We start from the raw sequence: 15449 nt of genomic DNA, 5'->3' as shown, positions 1-15449 counted from the left end.
GGTGACATACCTCGCTGCAATTGGATGTGATCTCCGACCAGCGGTAAAGTCGGCAGCTACGCAGATCGCACACACCTCTATCCCGGTCCCGGGGAAAGGACGTCATGTTCTACTGGCTGCTGAAGTACGTGCTGCTGGGACCGTTGATGCATCTCTACAACCGGCCGACGGTCCAGGGCTTGGAGAATATTCCTTCCGACGGGCCCGCCATCATGGCGGGTAATCATCTGTCCTTCGCCGACTGGCTGTTCGCGCCGCTGATGAGCCCGCGCCGGATCAACTACCTGGCCAAGGCCGAATACTTCAACACTCCCGGCTTCAAGGGCCGGATGCAGAAGTGGTTCTTCACCACCACCGGCCAGTACCCGATCGATCGCACCGGTGCCAGCGCGGCCGAGGACGCCCTCAACGCCGCGCGCAAACTGCTCGATCAGGGCCGCCTGGTCGGTCTCTACCCCGAGGGCACCCGCTCCCCCGACGGCCGCCTCTACAAGGGCAAGACGGGTATGGCCCGCCTCGCGCTCGAAACCGGCGTTCCCGTCATCCCCGTCGCCGTCATCGGCACCGACGAGGTCTCCCCTCCCGGTCCCTTCCGGTGGCGTCGCCGCAAGGTCACCGTCAAATTCGGCACACCGATCGACTTCTCCCGCTACGAAGGGATGGGCGGCAACCGTTTCGTCGAACGCGCCGTCACCGACGAAGTGATGTACGAACTCATGCGGCTCGGCGGCCAGGAGTACGTGGACGTCTACGCCCACAGCCTCAAGAAGGGCGTCCCGTCCGGCAGTAGCCCCGAGGCGACCCGTATTCCCGAATCCCAGGCCAGCTGAGGAACCCGCCGAAAGCCCCGAGCGCTGCTCGGGGCTTTTTTCGTACCCGATGAGGTTCATCACATCGCCAAGCGAACACCAAGGCGCTCTTATGGTGCGACGGTAAGACTTCCGACATGTTCAGGAAATTGTTGGCTGCCGCGGGAGTCGGCGGCGCGGAGGTCGAGACCGAACTGTTCACCCCCGGTGTGCAGCCCGGCGGCATCGTCGAAGGCGTCGTCCGGTTGCGCGGTGGCAATGTCGCGCAGGACATCTCGGGTATCGCCGTCGAATTCGTGACCCGCGTGGAACAGGAATACGACGATCACGAGGGCATTCGCGATACCGGCTTCGGGCGGAGTCCGGTCTACGGCCCGCTGCACCTGCCCCCGGGAGCGCCACTGGAATTCCGGTTCGCCGCGCGGGCGCCGATGGAAACGCCCATCACCTTCTACAACGGGCGACACCTGCCGGGCGCACAGGTCTCGTTGCGCACTGTCGTCGAGATCCATGGCGCGGTCGACGCGGCCGATACCGACCCCATCGGAGTCGGGGCGCTGCCCGCCCAACATGTTCTGCTGGAAGCGGTGGAGCGCTTGGGATTCCACCTGCGCAGCGCCGATGTCGAGGCGGGTCGTATCCAGCACACCGCCCAGCAGCTGCCGTTCTACCAGGAGATCGAATTCGGCGGTTCGCACAACTACCCTCAGCTGAACCAGCTCGAGGTCACCTTCATAGCCGCCGACCACGGCATGAGCGTGGTGCTCGAGGCGGATAAGCGCGGTAGCTGGCTGTCCGAGGGCAGCGACGTCATCGACGCCATGTGGGTCGACTACGCCGCGCTCGGCCACCGGGATTGGGCCGGCGAACTGCACCACCGGCTGGCGGCCATGTCCTCGCGGCACTGAGACCCCGCGCGATCCCGCCGAACCCGGACGCGGAATCCGGGCCGGCGCCGACGACGCGCAGGAGCGGTTCCCGGCGTCGCCGGACCGGCTGTCATCGTGACCGTTTCGGATCCCTCGTGTTGGTAGCCTTGTTCGGGCACGATGGCGACCGGGAACACAGTCGAGGTGTTTCGTATCCGGCGTCCGAGGTGAGGTGAGCATGGTCCGCCGCGACTCCGGTGGTCGAATCTTTCAGCTGTCCCGGCGGACGCCGGCCGAGCGCGCCGACGTTCCGCCGACCGGCCCGGTCGTGCGCAGCGCGAAATTGGCCGCGTTGCCGGTCGCGTACGCGGGTCGCCGGGTCGCCGGCGCGGGCAGGCGCGCGATAGGACGCTCCGCGGACGAGGTCGACCGCGATATCCGCGCGCGGACCGCGCAGCACGTCTTCGCGGTACTCGGCGAAATGAAGGGCTGCGTCGCCAAACTCGGTCAGGTGCTCGCGGTCTACGAATTCGCGCTGCCCGCCGATGTCGCCGGCCCGTACCGGGAAGCCCTCGGCAGACTCCAGGATTCGGCGCCATCGATGCTGCCTGCCACCGTGCACGCGGTACTGGAGGAACAGATGGGGCCGCAATGGCGGTCGATGTTCCTCGACTTCGACGATCGTCATCCCGCCGCCGCCTCGGTGGGGCAGGTGCATCGCGCGGTCTGGCACGACGGCAGGACCGTCGCGGTCAAGGTGATGTATCCGGGCGCGCGCCAGGCGATCGATAACGATCTGACGGCGTTGCGGCGGATCGCTCCGCTGTTCAGCGCACTACTGCCCGGCGCGGACGCGCGTGCGGTGATCGAGCGGTTGTGCGCCTACATCAGCGAAGAACTCGACTACGAACTCGAGGCGGCCCATCAGAGCCGATTCGCCGAGGCCTACGCCGACGATCCCGATTTCGTGGTGCCGCCCGTCGTCGCGCAATACACCGATGTCCTGGTCACCGAATGGCTGGAGGGCACGTCGCTGTCGCGTCTCATCGCGCGCGGCGCTCCATTCGAACGCGATCGCGTCGGCCTGCTCATCCTGCGTTTCCTGTTCTCCGGGCCGACCCGCGCCGGGCTGCTCTACGGCGATCCGCATCCGGGCAATTTCCGGGTCATGCCGGATGGTCGTCTCGGCATCGTCGATTTCGGGGCATGCGCCCCGTGGCCGCCCGGATACCTCGACATGGTCAAGGATTTCGCGCCCGCCATGCTGACCTGCGCGCCGGACGAACTGGAGGCCGCCATCCGACGCAACGGCTATATCGCGCCGGGACGACCGCTCGATATCGATACCGTCATCGCCAGGATCGCTCCGCTGCGCGATGCCGTCCTTGCTCCGACCATCGAACTGGATTCCCGGTGGATGCGTCGGCATATGGCGGCCGTCACCGATCTGCGCCTCACCAATGTCCTGCGGCAGCTGACGATGCCGTCGGAGCACACCACGGTGGCCCGCACCGCCGTCGCCGGACTGGGGGTACTCGGCCAACTGCGGGCGGCGATACCGCTGCGCCGCGAATACGAGCGGTGGTTTCCCGAGGTCGTCGAGACCCTCGCCAATATCCGGCCGGACTGAGCGATAGACGCCGCGCCGGCCGTCCGGTGCGGCACTCGGCGGTTCCCGTGGTCACCGATTCGGAGCGGTTCGCGGAAACCGGCCACAGCCGCCGCAAAGGTCCGCATCGTCGCAGGTCGGGGCGGGTGTGTGCCGAGTCTCGCAAGCCCCCCTTGATTCGGGTGCACATCGAGGGCCCGGCTGTGGTTAGCTTTCGTGCCATGAGCACGCCGCACTCTGTCTCCGCCGAAGAATTTCTACCCCGTGACACCGCGGATGTCGTTCGCACCGTACGGGATTCACGGGGGCGCGTCGACCGGTTGACGGTCCGCGGCGGCGAACTCCTCGACGACGGCCTCGCACTACCCGATCACCGCGCCGTGGTATCGCTGCGCCGGATGAACTCGGTGCTCGATATCAACCTGGGCAAACGCACCGTCCGGGTGCAGGCGGGCGCCAAGCTGTCCGATATCGATCGACGTCTCGGCGCACACGGCCTCGGCCTTCCGATCGTCGGCGACCATCGCGATATCACCGCGGGCGGCTTCGCCTCGGTCGGCGGCGTCAGCAGCGCCTCGCACCGGTTCGGCCTGTTCGCCGACCAGATCGTCGATCTGGAATACGTCGACCCCGACGGGCGCATCGGCACCTGCGGACGTCACCATCACACCGAGCGGTTCCACCGGATCCTCGGAGCGGGCGGTCGCGCGGGCATCATCACCGCGCTCACCTTGGACTCGATCGATATCGACAAGGACCACACCTGGCTGACCACCGACGCCGATCGGTTCCTCGATTTCGATTCGTTCGTCGAGCACGCGCACGCCGAGATCCTGCGGCCTCGTAACGCGGTGCTACAGGTGGGCCGCTGGGTGGACACCGCGCCGCTGAAAGTCTCCCGGCCGGTCGGCACCGGACACGTGCAGCTGGGCACGGTGCGCTTCGGCCAGTGGTCCAGCCTCTACCCCACCACGCCGACCCGATCGCTGCGCGCACGTCGTGAGGTCGGCACCAGGACCAGGAAATCGCTCGGCGCGATCGCCTCGGCCGCCGGGGGCCGCGCGGGTATGCCCGTGCGTAACGCGGCGGCGGGCGCGCTGATGTTCGCACCCAAGGTGCTGACGCTGCGCGACGCCGAATATCTGGCCGACACGGTGATCAGTTCCTCGGAACGGGGACCGGCCTACCGGGTGGGGATTTTCGCGCCCCTGTCGAGCTACAGCTCGGTCTTCTACCGGCTCCACGACCTGTTCGCCGGGCACCGCGAGCGCACGGGATGCTTCACCGTCATCTCCGCGATGACCTACGGCGTGCGCTCGGCATATCTGCGGGCAGAGGCCGAGGCGCGCAATCTGCCCGCCGAGGACCACGGCCTCATCACCTTCACCTGCCGGCTGCGGCCGTCCGCGCTGCCCTCGGAACTGTTGCGCGACATCGTCTCCGGAATCGATGACATCTGCACCTCCGAACACGCCTTGCGGTACGACTCGGCCGATTAGACCGCGCCGCTGAGTCGCCGGCGGCAGCTCCTCCCCGGATGCTGCCGCCCGTCGGCTGGTCGTGACTTCCGCGCTGTCGGCGTGCTCACGACACGCACACCTTCGGCGGGTGAGCCGAAAACGAAGCGCCCCACCGGTTCGGCCGGTGGGGCGCTTCGTTCGTGTCGCGGTATGGCTCAGTGCTTCTCCGGGCCGAGGTAGTACTCGAAGACCAGCCCGCCGGCGGCGATCAGCACGCAGACCACGCCGATGCCGATCAACCAGAACTGGAAGAACGCCAAGCCGAGCGCGGTGATCGAACCCGCGCCGGCCAACAGGATCGGCCAGGGGCTACCGGGCGAGAAGAAGCCCAGATCGCCCGCGCCGTCGACGATCTCGGCATCCTCGTAATCCTCCGGGCGCAGGTCGAGACGCCGGGCGACGAACCGGAAGTAGGTGCCGATGATCAGCGACAACCCCGCGGTCAGCACCATCGCGGTGGTACCGGCCCACTCGACGCCGGTGCGCGACCTGCCGGTGAAGAATCCGTACACGATGGCGATGATGACGAAGAACACCGTGAGCAGTTCGAAAATCCGCGCTTCGATCTTCATATCGGATCAGTCCCTTACTTGGCTTCGGACGCGGTCTTGATCGTGCGATCGGTGTTGAACGGCTGGGTCGAGGTGGCGACCGGAGACTCACCGATGGACTGGAGCGCCTCGGCGTTGGTCTTGCCCGCCTTGCGCGCGTCGATGTACTTGGTGAACTTCTCCGGCGATACCGCGCGGACCTCGAAGTTCATCATCGAGTGGAAGGTGCCGCACATCTCGGCGCAGCGGCCGACGAACGCGCCTTCCTTCTCGATCTCGGTGATCTGGAAGACGTTGTCGGAGTGGTTTTCCTTCGGGTTCGGCATCACGTCGCGCTTGAACAGGAACTCCGGCACCCAGAAGGCGTGGATGACGTCGGCGGCGGCGAGCTGGAACTCGATGACCTTGCCGGTCGGCAGTACCAGGACCGGGACCTCGCTCGAGGAGCCGACGGTCTCGATCTTGTCGTAGTGCAGGTACGACAGGATGTCGTTGGCGGGCTTGCCGTGGACGGGACCCGGCTGCGGGTGGCCGTCCTTGGTGAGCGTCTCGTAAGCCTCGAGCTGCTCCTTGGCGGCGTCCTCGCGGACGGTATCGATGCCGTCGAACTTGTAGCCGTCCTTGAGGTCGATATCGCGGTAGCCGAACTTCCAGTTCCACTGGAAGGCGGTCACGTCGACGGTGACATCAGGATCGGCCACCTTCTCGTTCACGTAGTTCTGCACCACGACGGTGAAGTAGAACAGCACCGCGATGATGACGAACGGGATCGCCGTGTAGGTCAGCTCCAGCGGCACGTTGTAGCCGGTCTGGCGCGGGAACTCCGGCGAATCCTTCTTCTTGCGGTGGAAGACGACGGTCCAGAAGGTCAGACCCCAGACCAGCACGCCCATCAACAACGCGGCCACGATCGACCAGGTCCACAGTTCCCGCATCCGGGTGGCCTGCGGCGTGATGCCCGACGGCCATCCGAACCGGAGCCAGACATTGTCGATCGAGCAGCCCGAGACGAGCATCGCGGTGATCCCGAGGGACACCGCCAGCCCGGCCCGCCGAAGGATTCGGCCGGGGGGATGGTACGCCGGCGAAGCCGGTGGGGTGGGTGAACCCTGCCGCCCCCGAGCGGGTCGTGCCCCGATCTCTTCGCTCGCCTTGTGCGCCACACTCACGCCTTCCTGGTCGCCACACATCCGACATATGCGCCGCCGGGGTGCGATCTCCCCGACGACACGTTCCAAGCACGCTTCAGGCCGCTCTGCACCGGGTGCGACATTCGCGCGCACGCCAGCTGAGAATGACCTGAGTACTACGCAGCGTAGACCAAACCGGCGCACACTTCGTCGTCGGGTCGTGTTCGACACCCCGCCGGTCCGCACCGAGCGCACGACCGCCGTGGAAAGGTCCGACAAAAGCCCTGGATACCGGCGGATACCGCAGTGCGGGCGGGGTAATCGAGTCCCGCCGCGGGCAGCGCACAGGCCGGCCGCGGCCACGGCGGCCGAGGAGATATCGCCCGCGAGGCGGTACTGCCGTGGGGCGCCGATCCGGTGCGTGCGGCATACTCGGACACGATATTTCGGCCGCTGCGCGCTGCCCGAGCCGGCCCGTGCCCGCTCGCTCACGGCAGCGACCGCGCACCGTCCCCCGCAAGATATTTCGGATGCCCCCGGCGGGGCGTCCCGACCGGAGAAACGAGGTTGCCGACACCGTGTGCGGACTGCTCGGATTCCTGACAGCTGATGCGGCGACATCCGATGTGGTCGACCAGGTCTACGACGCCCTGCATTGCATGCGCCACCGCGGCCCGGACGAGCGCGGCACCTGGCACGACGACCACATGATCTTCGGCTTCAACCGGCTCTCGATCATCGATATCGAACATTCGCACCAGCCGTTGCGCTGGGGCCCCGCCGACAACCCGCAGCGTTACGCGCTGACCTTCAACGGCGAGATCTACAACTACCTCGAGTTGCGCGAGGAACTCGCGAAGAAACACGGGGCGGAATTCCCCGACGGCACGATGTTCGCCACCGAGGGCGACTCCGAGGCCATCGTCGCGGCATACCACTACTGGGGCGCCGACGCGGTGAAGCGCCTGCGCGGCATGTTCGCCTTCGCGATCTGGGATACCGAGACCGAGGAACTGTTCCTGGCCCGCGACCAATTCGGGATCAAACCGTTGTTCCTGGCCACCGGCCCGGGCGGCACCGCCTTCGCCAGCGAGAAGAAGAGCCTGCTCGACCTGCTGCCCGCGCTCGGGCTGTCCGATGCCCTCGATCCCCGGGCGATCGAGCACTACACCGTGCTGCAATACGTGCCGGAGCCGGAAACGCTGCACGCGGGCATTCGTCGCCTGGAATCGGGCACCTACGCCACCGTGCGCGAGGGCGGCGAGCCGAAGACGACCCGGTACTTCCGGCCGGATTTCCGGGTGCGCTCCTTCGCGGCCGGATCGGAGACCGCGCGCTACCGCGAGATCGCCGCGGCACTCGAGGATTCGGTCGCCAAACATATGCGCGCCGACGTCACCGTCGGCTCCTTCCTGTCCGGCGGTATCGACTCGACGGCCGTGGCGGCGCTGGCCATGCGGCACAACCCGAAACTCATCACCTTCACCACCGGATTCGAGCGCGAGGGCTATTCGGAGGTCGACGTGGCCGCCGAGAGCGCCGAGGCGATCGGCGCGCGCCATGTCGTCAAGGTGGTCTCCCCCGCCGAATTCGCCGCGGCCATTCCCGAAATCGTCTGGTACCTCGACGATCCGGTGGCCGATCCGGCGCTCGTCCCGCTGTATTTCGTGGCCAAGGAGGCCCGCAAGCACGTCAAGGTGGTGCTCTCCGGCGAGGGCGCCGACGAACTGTTCGGCGGCTACACGATCTACCGGGAACCGTTGTCGCTCAAGCCTTTCGAGTATCTTCCGAAGGGGCTGCGGCGGCTGGCGGGCAGGCTGTCGGACCGGATTCCGGACGGCACGCGGGGCAAGAGCCTGCTGCATCGCGGCTCGCTCACCCTGGAAGAGCGCTACTACGGCAACGCCCGCAGCTTCAGCGATGCCCAATTGCGTTCCGTCCTGCGCGAATTCCGTCCCGAATGGACCCACCAGGACGTGACAGCGCCGCTGTACGCGCAGTCTGCGGGCTGGGATCCGGTGGCGCGGATGCAGCATCTGGATCTGTTCACCTGGTTGCGCGGCGACATCCTGGTCAAGGCCGACAAGATGACCATGGCCAATTCGCTGGAGCTGCGGGTGCCGTTCCTGGATTCGGAGGTGCTGAAGGTCGCCGAGGGCCTGCCCTACGACCAGAAGATCACCAAGGAAACCACCAAATACGCACTGCGCCAGGCATTGGACGGCATCGTCCCGCCGCATGTGCTCAATCGCGCCAAGCTGGGATTCCCCGTTCCACTGCGGCATTGGCTGCGCGGTACCGAGCTCTTCGATTGGGCCCGGGCCCAGATCGCCGATTCGCAGACCGACCATCTGCTGAACAAGGCCGCGATCACGACCATGCTCGACGACCACCGCGCGGGCCGCTCCGATCACAGCCGCCGCCTGTGGACACTGCTTGTGTTCATGGTGTGGCACGGCATCTTCGTGGAGAACCGCATCAAACCGGAGATCCAGGAGCCGGTCTACCCGGTGTCTCTGTAAACGCGGTATCTCTGTAAACGCGGTATCTCTGTAAACGCGGCAGCGCCCCTCGACCGGATGATCGAGGGGCGCTGCCGTGTCGCTCACACCGTCGTGGCGAACCGCCGCACCGAGGACAACGCGCGACATTCGATTCAGAGCAGCGGTTTGATCTCCGCGGCCGCTTCGGCCCCATAGGCGTCGGTCAGCCGGTCGAGCGCGTCGTCCTTGTTCAGCGACCACTCCTGGGTGCCCATCGTCTCCAGTACCAGGACCGCGATCAGGGAACCCAGCTGCGCCGAACGCTCCAGGCTCAGACCGGCGGTGTGGCCGGTGAGGAAACCGGCGCGGAACGCGTCGCCGACACCGGTCGGCTCGACCTTCTCCCGCTCCGGGACCACGCCGACCCGCACCTCGGTGCCGTCGCGATCGACGATCTGCACGCCCTGCGCACCGAGGGTCGTGACCCGGATACCGACCTTGGCCGCCACCTCGGCCTCGCTCAGACCGGTCTTCTGCAGCAGCAGGGCCCACTCGTACTTGTTGGTGAACAGGTAGGTGGCGCCCTCGATCAGCCGTACCGTCTGGTCGCCGTCGAGGCGGGCCAGCTGCTGGGACGGGTCCGCCGCGAACGGGATGCCGATCTCGCGGCATTCCTCGGTGTGGCGAAGCATCGCCTCGGGATCGTTGGCCCCGATAAGCACCAGATCGAATGCGTTCGATTCGGCGAGTTCGATAATCGAGATATCGCGGGCTTCGCTCATCGCGCCGGGATAGAACGAGGCGATCTGGGCCATATCGTCATCGGTGGTGCACACGAAGCGGGCGGTGTGGGCCCGATCGGAGATCAGCACGGTGGAGCAGTCGACGCCGTGCTTCTCCAGCCAGGCGCGGTACTCGCCGAAATCGGCGCCGACAGCGCCGACGAGCAGGGGCCCGCGGTTGAGAATGCCCATGGCGTAGGCGATGTTTCCCGCCACTCCACCGCGGCGGATCTGCAGATCGTCGACGAGGAAGCTGAGCGACACGTGGTCGAGCTGATCGGCCAGAAGTACGTCGGCGAACCGTCCGGGGAAACGCATGAGATGGTCGGTCGCGATGGACGCGGACACGGCGATTGACACGAGGCTGAGCCCTTCAACGGTAGGCGACAGAAAGTGAGGACCGGGACGAGAAAGTCCCTGTCCTCACCGTATCAACCCGAACTCAGTTGAAGGAGTCTCCACAGGCGCAGGAACCCGTGGCGTTGGGATTGTCGATCGTGAAGCCCTGCTTCTCGATGGTGTCGACGAAGTCGATGGACGCGCCCTGCACGTACGGGGCGCTCATGCGGTCGACGGCCAGGGTGACGCCGGCGAAATCGACGGTCAGATCGCCGTCGAGCGACCGGTCGTCGAAGAAGAGCTGGTAACGCAGGCCCGCGCAACCACCGGGCTGTACGGCGATACGCAGTGCCAGGTCATCGCGACCTTCCTGATCCAACAACGCCTTCGCCTTGCTGGCGGCCGCGTCGGTCAGAGTCACACCGTGGGTGGTCGTCTCGTTCTGCACAGTCATGAACTCTCCTAAGGACAGCTGTTGTCAACCCGTGAACAGCGCACGGCTCCGTGGTCCAACACCACCCAGCGGGCTGCTATTCCCCATCTTGCCACCACCGCGACCGGGCGTGACCACAACCTCCATTGTGCCGCGCCACCCGCGAGGACCATCGAGACGTGCCGCACACCCCGTCCGCCGACCGCATTTCCCGCCGCGTGCGCCATCGAATAGCCTGGTCGGTGTGAAATTGTTCCGTCGCGGCGAGTCCAGCAGCACCGACGCGACCGCCGACACCACGGCGGACGCCAACGGTAGCGAGACCGCCGGTACCACTCGAAGCACCACCACGGCGACCATGGGCAAGGGCCGCCCGACACCGAAACGCCGTGACGCCCAAGGCAAGCGGCGCGGCCCCGTCGCACCCGCGCCTCTCACCGCGAAGGAGGCGAGGGCACGGCGTAAGGCGGTCGGCGGCACCAAGGAGGATCGCAAGTCGGCCTCCGCGGAGCGCCGCCTCGCCGCCCAGGATCGGCGCAACCGCATGCTCGCGGGCGAGGACAAATATCTGCTGCCCCGCGACAAAGGCCCGGTCCGGGCGTATGTGCGAGATGTGGTCGACGCCCGCCGCAATCTCGTCGGGCTTTTCATGCCCATGGCCGTGGTCCTGCTCCTGTCGATGTTCGCCGCGCCGCGACTGCAGTCCATCCTGACCCTCGGCATGCTGGTCATGATGTTGTTCATGATGATCGAAGGCGTGGTACTCGGCCGGATCGTCAACAACCGGGTCCGCGAGCGCTTCCCCGACACCGCCGACACCGGCTTCAAACTCGGCTGGTACGCCTTCGTCCGGGCCTCCCAGATCCGCAAGATGCGCGCGCCGAAGCCGCGGGTCAGCCCCGGCGACGCGATCTGATCCCCGCGTAAAGGCACAGGCCTCTGCGTCACCGCACCCGTTCGGATGCGGTGACGCAGAGGCCTGTGACATATCCGGACCTGGTTCCGGGGATCAGCGATGCTTCGACGCACGGCCGAAGATGGCGTTCAGTTCGGCGCTCACGCGCTGGGCGTCCCGGTCGACGACGTCGGCGGAACCCGCAGGATGACGTCCGCGAGCGATGGCGAACCCGAAGAGCACGATGACGGCCATGGCGAGGAGAAAAGTAATCATGGCAGTAATTTTGCGTCCATGAATTTACCGCCGAAAGTGGCAGTCCTGCCGTTGTTCGCAAATATTCGGCCAGGTACTCTGTGTGCATGTTGTCCAAGGTGGCCGTCGTGCTGTCCGAACCTCTCGCCATGTTCGAATTCGGCGTCGTCTGCGAGGTCTTCGGGCTCGATCGCACCATGGACGGACTACCGGGTTTCGACTTCAGGGTGTGCGGCGCCGAACCGGGCAAACCCATGCGTTCCACCACACCCGGGGTCACCATCACCCCGGACCACGGACTCGACGACCTTCTCGACGCCGATCTCGTCGCGATCGCCGCGTTCCACGTCTCGGCCATGGACAACCCGGTCAATCAACGGGTCATCGAGGCAGTCCGCGCCGCCTCCGACGCGGGCGCGATCGTGCTCACCGTCTGCTCCGGCGCGTTCATGGCCGGGGCCGCGGGTCTGCTCGACGGCCGCAAATGCACCACGCACTGGAAATACGTCGACCAGCTCGCCGCCCGCTTCCCGGAAGCCACCGTCGATCCGGACGTCCTGTTCGTCGACGAGGGCAATCTGATCACCAGCGCGGGTACGGCCGCGGGTATCGACGCCTGCCTGCACCTGGTGCGCAGGGAAATCGGCAGCGCCGCCGCCAATGCGATCGCCCGCAGGATGGTGGTGCCGCCCCAGCGCGACGGCGGCCAGCGCCAGTTCATCGAACGCCCTGTCGCCGCGTGCAGCACCGAAAGCCTCGCCGAGACCCTCCAATGGATGGGCGAGAATCTCGAACTCCAGCACACCGTCGATGAGCTCGCGGCCCGCTCGATGATGTCGACCAGAACCTTCGCCCGCCGCTTCGCCGCCGAAACCGGGACGACACCGGTCAAATGGCTGACCAATCAGCGCGTCCTCCACGCGAAACATCTGCTGGAGGACTCCGATCACGGGCTCGAGCAGATCGCGGCGCGCGCGGGTTTCGGTTCGGGCGCGCTGCTGCGTCACCATTTCCAGCGCCTCGTCGGCATCGCCCCCACCGAGTACCGCCGCCGCTTCGGGTCGTCCCCCGAGAGCGACTCCACCCCGGGTGACTGAGCGCCGTCGCACCGAGGACGCGTGATCGCGCCGGGGTCGGACACACCACCCGGTTGATAGATTGCGGTTCGTGTCACAGCCCCCCGCCGACCTCACCCGCCCGCCGCGCACGCTCGTGCTCGGCGGTGCCAGGTCCGGGAAATCGGCGTACGCCGAAACGCTGGCCGCGGCGGCGGGATCGGTGCGCTACCTGGCCACCTCCGTTCCCGATCCGGCCGACCTCGATTTCGCCGCGCGCATCGCCGTCCATCGCGAACGTCGTCCACCCGAGTGGCTCGTGGTCGAAAGCGTCGATCCGGCAACCGTTCTCGCCGATCCTGCGGACGGTGCGACGCTGATCGACGATATCGGCACCTGGCTCACCGCCCGCATCGATGCGCGCGCCGCCTGGGACTGCCCGCGCGGAACGATAGGTCCGGATGTCGACGAACTGGTCGCCGCGGTGTCCGCGTATCCCGGGCGACTGGTGATCGTCAGCCCCGAGGTCGGCATGGGCGTCATTCCCGCGACGCGATCGGGCCGACTGTTCCGCGACGAGATCGGCGCCGTCAATCAACGGTTGGCCGCCGTCTGCGACGAGGCATTCCTCGTTGTCGCGGGTCTGCCCCTGCGCCTGAAGTAGCACCGATGCGCACCGCGTGCGCGTCGAGGTGACACCGACATCGCCATCCTGATCGGTCGGGTGGTGTCACAGGTGCGGGAGGCGGCGGGCAAGATTGGTCGGCGGAAGTACGCGCGGAACAGGCGCCCAGACCGAGAGGCTCGACAGTGACACACGGATTCGGACCGGTCACGCCCCCCGACCCGCAGATTCGCGCGGCGGCGCAACAGCGACAGGGACAGTTGACCAAACCCGGCGGGTCCTTGGGACGGTTGGAGGAACTCGGCAATTGGGTCGCGGCCTGCCAGGGCGTGTGCCCGCCGAAACAGTTCGAACGCGCGCGGGTGGTGGTCTTCGCCGGTGATCACGGGGTGGCCCGCCACGGCGTATCCGCCTATCCGAGCGAGGTGACCGCGCAGATGGTCGCCAATTTCCTCGGCGGCGGCGCGGCGGTCAACGCCCTGGCCGCGGTCGCGGACGCGACGGTGCGCGTGGTCGATATCGCCGTCGACGCCGATTCCGATGACGTCGTGAGCAAGTACAAGGTGCGCCGCGGCAGCGGATCCATCGACCGGGAGGACGCCCTCACCCTCGATGAGGTCGAGGCGGCCATCGCCTCGGGCCGGTCCATCGCCGACGAGGAGATCGACACGGGCGCCGATCTGCTCATCGCGGGCGATATGGGCATCGGCAACACCACCCCCGCCACCGTGCTCATCGCGACGCTCACCGATACCGAACCGGTGCGCGCCGTCGGCCGAGGCACCGGAGTCGACGACGCGGGCTGGTCACGCAAGGTCGCCGCGATCCGCGATGCCATGCGCCGCGCCCGGCCCGTCGCCAAAGATCCGATCGAACTCCTTCGGGTCGCCGCGGGCGCGGATTTCGCCGCCATGGCCGGTTTCCTCGCGCAAGCCGCCACCCGGCGCACCCCCGTCATCCTCGACGGTGTCGTGGTGACGGCCGCCGCCCTGGTGGCCGAGGACCTGGCCGCGGGCGCGCGCGATTGGTGGCTCGCTGGCCACCGCTCCACCGAACCCGCGCATACCCTCGCCCTCGCACGGCTGCGTCTGGAACCGCTGATCGATCTCGGTATGCGTCTCGGCGAAGGTTCGGGCGCGCTCACCGCCCTGCCCGTCCTGCGCGCCGCCGTCGCCACCCTCGCCGGGATGTCGACCTTCGCGCAAGCGGGGGTCAGCACTTCCCAGGAGAGCGCCGACGCCGAGGCGGCGCGTCCGAACCCGACGACATGAGCCGCACGCCGGTCGTGACGCGGCACCCGATCGAGCGCTGAAATGGGCGGGCTGCGGCTGGCCGTGTCCTGGCTGACGGTATTTCCGGTGCGTGGACCCGACGAGGTCGATCGGACCGCCGCCGGGCGGGCGATCGCGCTGGCTCCCGTGGTCGGCGCACTGCTCGGCATCGCCGCGGCCTCGTTGCTGTGGCTGCTGACATGGGTCGGTGCGAGCACGCCGCTCGCCGGCCTTCTCGTCGTCGTCGCACTCGCCGCCGCGACCCGCGGCATGCATCTGGACGGCCTGGCCGACACCATGGACGGACTCGGCAGCTACGGGCCGCCCGAGCGGGCCAGACAGATCATGAAGGGCGGCGCGGCCGGGCCGTTCGGGGTCGCGGCGATCGTTTTCGTCGTCGGGATCCAGGCCATGTCGTTCGCGGCCATGGCCGAGCACCGGCGCTGGTACGCGGTCGCGCTCGCGGTCGCGGCCGGGCGAACGCTGGTCGTGCTCGCCTGCCGGCGCGGCGTGCCCGCAGCACCCGGCGCCGGCTTCGGCGCATTGGTGGCAGGGACACAATCCCCGGTCACCGCCACGATGTGGACGATCGCGGCGGTGATCGCCTCGGTCTTCGCCGTGCCCGACCGGCCGTGGCTCGGTCCGGTGACGGTGCTGATCGCCCTCGCGATGGCGAAGGTCCTCGTCCGGCATACCGCGCGCCGTTTCGGCGGGCTCTCCGGCGACGTCCTCGGCGCGGTCATCGAGATGTCGGTCGCGGTGACCGCGGCCGGGTTCTCTCTCGCGGTCTAGCGCCACCCGCGCAGCGTCCCGTTTCGGCACC

The 15449-nt window shown here is 67.4% G+C and carries 15 protein-coding genes; 10 read left to right on the top strand and 5 right to left on the bottom strand.

The genetic code is table 11. The features are described 5' to 3' along the window. The first annotated feature begins 104 nt into the window (after positions 1 to 104). The 4 genes from ABZS43_RS16670 to ABZS43_RS16655 all read left to right on the top strand — a co-directional run bounded on the left by ABZS43_RS16670 (position 105) and on the right by ABZS43_RS16655 (position 4786). Positions 105 to 830, top strand: a complete 726-nt coding sequence (locus tag ABZS43_RS16670) for a lysophospholipid acyltransferase family protein (protein WP_355036767.1) — start codon at positions 105 to 107, stop codon at positions 828 to 830. Between the two features lie 116 nt (positions 831 to 946). Next, positions 947 to 1717 carry a sporulation protein gene (locus tag ABZS43_RS16665; RefSeq protein WP_355036766.1) on the top strand — a complete coding sequence of 257 codons (771 nt, stop codon included), beginning with the start codon at positions 947 to 949 and terminating at the stop codon, positions 1715 to 1717. A gap of 199 nt (positions 1718 to 1916) precedes the next feature. After that, the gene (locus ABZS43_RS16660; protein ID WP_355036765.1) at positions 1917 to 3308 is read left to right on the top strand and encodes an AarF/ABC1/UbiB kinase family protein; all 1392 of its coding nucleotides are present in this window, start codon (positions 1917 to 1919) and stop codon (positions 3306 to 3308) included. 200 nt (positions 3309 to 3508) lie between these two features. Then, positions 3509 to 4786 carry an FAD-binding oxidoreductase gene (locus tag ABZS43_RS16655; RefSeq protein ID WP_355036764.1) on the top strand — a complete coding sequence of 426 codons (1278 nt, stop codon included), beginning with the start codon at positions 3509 to 3511 and terminating at the stop codon, positions 4784 to 4786. 176 nt (positions 4787 to 4962) lie between these two features. On the opposite strand, the gene ABZS43_RS16650 is transcribed toward ABZS43_RS16655, so the two are convergent. Beyond that, positions 4963 to 5379 carry a cytochrome c oxidase subunit 4 gene (locus tag ABZS43_RS16650; protein ID WP_355036763.1) on the bottom strand — a complete coding sequence of 139 codons (417 nt, stop codon included), beginning with the start codon at positions 5377 to 5379 and terminating at the stop codon, positions 4963 to 4965. Positions 5380 to 5393: 14 nt separating this feature from the next. Further along, positions 5394 to 6374 carry a cytochrome c oxidase subunit II gene (locus ABZS43_RS16645; protein ID WP_355036789.1) on the bottom strand — a complete coding sequence of 327 codons (981 nt, stop codon included), beginning with the start codon at positions 6372 to 6374 and terminating at the stop codon, positions 5394 to 5396. A 692-nt stretch (positions 6375 to 7066) separates the two neighbouring features. Between ABZS43_RS16645 and asnB the strand changes: the two genes are divergently transcribed. Next, positions 7067 to 9010: an asparagine synthase (glutamine-hydrolyzing) gene (gene asnB, locus ABZS43_RS16640; protein ID WP_355036788.1), complete on the top strand. Its 1944-nt coding sequence runs from the start codon at positions 7067 to 7069 to the stop codon at positions 9008 to 9010. Between the two features lie 134 nt (positions 9011 to 9144). Here asnB and ABZS43_RS16635 read toward each other — a convergent pair whose 3' ends face one another. Both ABZS43_RS16635 and ABZS43_RS16630 read right to left on the bottom strand, forming a co-directional pair. After that, entirely contained in the window at positions 9145 to 10113 is a 969-nt protein-coding gene (locus ABZS43_RS16635) for a carbohydrate kinase family protein (RefSeq protein WP_355036762.1), read from the bottom strand. An 82-nt stretch (positions 10114 to 10195) separates the two neighbouring features. Further along, positions 10196 to 10546 (bottom strand): iron-sulfur cluster assembly accessory protein, encoded by a 351-nt coding sequence (locus ABZS43_RS16630; protein WP_040705782.1) that lies wholly within the window; start codon positions 10544 to 10546, stop codon positions 10196 to 10198. A gap of 223 nt (positions 10547 to 10769) precedes the next feature. Here ABZS43_RS16630 and ABZS43_RS16625 point away from each other — a divergent pair, with 223 nt between their 5' ends. Continuing rightward, a complete protein-coding gene (locus ABZS43_RS16625; protein WP_355036761.1) occupies positions 10770 to 11441 on the top strand; it encodes a DUF3043 domain-containing protein in 672 nt (223 codons plus the stop codon). A 93-nt stretch (positions 11442 to 11534) separates the two neighbouring features. Here the strand turns inward: ABZS43_RS16625 and ABZS43_RS16620 are convergent, their stop codons facing one another. After that, positions 11535 to 11696, bottom strand: coding sequence for a hypothetical protein (locus ABZS43_RS16620; RefSeq protein WP_355036760.1), 162 nt, complete (start codon positions 11694 to 11696; stop codon positions 11535 to 11537). A gap of 86 nt (positions 11697 to 11782) precedes the next feature. Between ABZS43_RS16620 and ABZS43_RS16615 the strand changes: the two genes are divergently transcribed. The 4 genes from ABZS43_RS16615 to ABZS43_RS16600 all read left to right on the top strand — a co-directional run bounded on the left by ABZS43_RS16615 (position 11783) and on the right by ABZS43_RS16600 (position 15418). Further along, complete coding sequence (locus ABZS43_RS16615; RefSeq protein WP_355036759.1) at positions 11783 to 12772, top strand: helix-turn-helix domain-containing protein; 990 nt, start codon at positions 11783 to 11785, stop codon at positions 12770 to 12772. 70 nt (positions 12773 to 12842) lie between these two features. Continuing rightward, positions 12843 to 13394, top strand: a complete 552-nt coding sequence (locus tag ABZS43_RS16610) for a bifunctional adenosylcobinamide kinase/adenosylcobinamide-phosphate guanylyltransferase (protein ID WP_355036758.1) — start codon at positions 12843 to 12845, stop codon at positions 13392 to 13394. 146 nt (positions 13395 to 13540) lie between these two features. Beyond that, positions 13541 to 14626 (top strand): nicotinate-nucleotide--dimethylbenzimidazole phosphoribosyltransferase, encoded by a 1086-nt coding sequence (gene cobT / locus ABZS43_RS16605; protein WP_355036757.1) that lies wholly within the window; start codon positions 13541 to 13543, stop codon positions 14624 to 14626. A gap of 42 nt (positions 14627 to 14668) precedes the next feature. Continuing rightward, positions 14669 to 15418: an adenosylcobinamide-GDP ribazoletransferase gene (locus ABZS43_RS16600; protein ID WP_355036756.1), complete on the top strand. Its 750-nt coding sequence runs from the start codon at positions 14669 to 14671 to the stop codon at positions 15416 to 15418. Positions 15419 to 15449: the final 31 nt, after the last annotated feature.

The organism is Nocardia sp. NPDC005366, assembly GCF_040606855.1.
Lineage (GTDB): Bacteria > Actinomycetota > Actinomycetes > Mycobacteriales > Mycobacteriaceae > Nocardia.
Note: the sequence above shows the minus strand (reverse complement) of the source record. Positions and strands in the feature narration are given on the sequence as shown.

Excerpts from the sequence above, each read along its gene's own strand:
- ABZS43_RS16615 (WP_355036759.1), top strand. The coding sequence starts at position 11,783 with ATGTTGTCCAAGGTGGCCGTCGTGCTGTCCGAACCTCTCGCCATGTTC.
- ABZS43_RS16665 (WP_355036766.1), top strand. The coding sequence starts at position 947 with ATGTTCAGGAAATTGTTGGCTGCCGCGGGAGTCGGCGGCGCGGAGGTC.
- ABZS43_RS16655 (WP_355036764.1), top strand. The coding sequence starts at position 3,509 with ATGAGCACGCCGCACTCTGTCTCCGCCGAAGAATTTCTACCCCGTGAC.
- ABZS43_RS16670 (WP_355036767.1), top strand. The coding sequence starts at position 105 with ATGTTCTACTGGCTGCTGAAGTACGTGCTGCTGGGACCGTTGATGCAT.
- ABZS43_RS16660 (WP_355036765.1), top strand. The coding sequence starts at position 1,917 with ATGGTCCGCCGCGACTCCGGTGGTCGAATCTTTCAGCTGTCCCGGCGG.
- ABZS43_RS16630 (WP_040705782.1), bottom strand. The coding sequence starts at position 10,546 with ATGACTGTGCAGAACGAGACGACCACCCACGGTGTGACTCTGACCGAC.
- ABZS43_RS16645 (WP_355036789.1), bottom strand. The coding sequence starts at position 6,374 with ATGCTCGTCTCGGGCTGCTCGATCGACAATGTCTGGCTCCGGTTCGGA.
- ABZS43_RS16650 (WP_355036763.1), bottom strand. The coding sequence starts at position 5,379 with ATGAAGATCGAAGCGCGGATTTTCGAACTGCTCACGGTGTTCTTCGTC.
- ABZS43_RS16600 (WP_355036756.1), top strand. The coding sequence starts at position 14,669 with ATGGGCGGGCTGCGGCTGGCCGTGTCCTGGCTGACGGTATTTCCGGTG.
- ABZS43_RS16620 (WP_355036760.1), bottom strand. The coding sequence starts at position 11,696 with ATGATTACTTTTCTCCTCGCCATGGCCGTCATCGTGCTCTTCGGGTTC.